Here is a 1,077-nt window from a genome sequence, read left to right as displayed (position 1 = left end):
CAGGGCCGCCGGGCGGCTCGAGGAGTGCGTGGACCTCGACCGGGTCTCGGCCCGGCGGCGGCTGCGGGCGGTGCCGGGCGTCGGGGTGTGGACGACCGCCGAGGTGGCCCAACGGGCGCTCGGTGACGCCGACGCGGTCAGCTTCGGCGACTACCACGTGGCCAAGGACGTCGGGTGGGCACTCACCGGGCAGGAAGTGGACGACGACGGGCTGGCCGAATTGCTCGAACCCTATGCCGGACACCGTTATCGGGTGCAGCGACTGCTCGAGCTCAGCGGCGCGATGCGGCCCAGACGTGGGCCGCGGATGCCGCCGCGCCGCCATCTGCCCGTCGGGCGGTCCGGGTCCCGTCTCCGCTGACCGGAGGTCCCGCCAGACGGATCATCGTGGCGGTTCCCGTGCGAGCGGCATACGGACTGCGACAAGGATCGGCACGGGGCGCTGGGAGACCGGTGCGCGGAGGCCACGCGACGCCGACGGAAGGGCCGTGGCGGGTCAGTCGCGTTCGCGCACCTCGACGGTGACCCGCGTCCGCGGACCCGGCTCGCCGGGACGGCCCGACGGGAGCTCGATGGTGCCGGAGAGCCGCTCGGCCCAGAGAGCGGGCGACAAGCGGCCGAGGACCACGCCGAGCGCGACCGGGTCGTCCGAGGCGAGCTCGAGGTGACCGCCCGAGACCTTGGTGGTGACGGCCTCCAGCCCCAGCACCGCCAGCGCGGCGGCCCGGGCCAGCCGGGCTCCGACCTGATCTGCGTCCGTGGAGGGTATGCCGATCCGCTCGGCCTCCGGGCTCGCCGGTTCGACCCCGAGCGCGGCCCGGACCGCCTCGTAGGTGCCGTGCGAGAACCAGTCGCCCGGCCCCGTGCGCACCAAGGCGCGGGCACCCGTCATACCGCCGACCGCTTCCGTGCGGTGGGAATTGCTCTCGAGGCCGCGCACGTGGGCGAGTGCGACGTGCCGGTCCTTACCCTTGACCAGGTCGGCCGCGCTGGCCAGCTCGTCGGCCAGGCACCGCATCGTGACCGACAGCGGCCGCCCGTCTGCGTCGGTCGCACCCCGCAGGTCGTCCAGCACGG

1 protein-coding gene and 1 pseudogene are annotated in these 1,077 nt (G+C 74.7%); one reads left to right on the top strand and one right to left on the bottom strand.

Going from position 1 to position 1,077, the window contains the following annotated elements:
- Positions 1-361 (top strand): annotated as a pseudogene (locus FRW57_RS21950) (DNA-3-methyladenine glycosylase 2 family protein); the annotation flags it as partial.
- Between the two features lie 135 nt (positions 362-496).
- On the opposite strand, the gene FRW57_RS21945 reads toward FRW57_RS21950, so the two are convergent.
- Positions 497-1,077: coenzyme F420-0:L-glutamate ligase (locus FRW57_RS21945; protein ID WP_203230495.1), on the bottom strand; the 581-nt coding region annotated here is incomplete at its 5' end.

Source organism: Segeticoccus rhizosphaerae (assembly GCF_009192725.1).
In the GTDB taxonomy this organism is placed as follows: Bacteria; Actinomycetota; Actinomycetes; order Actinomycetales; family Dermatophilaceae; genus Segeticoccus; species Segeticoccus rhizosphaerae.
This window is presented reverse-complemented; position numbering and strand designations above follow the sequence as displayed.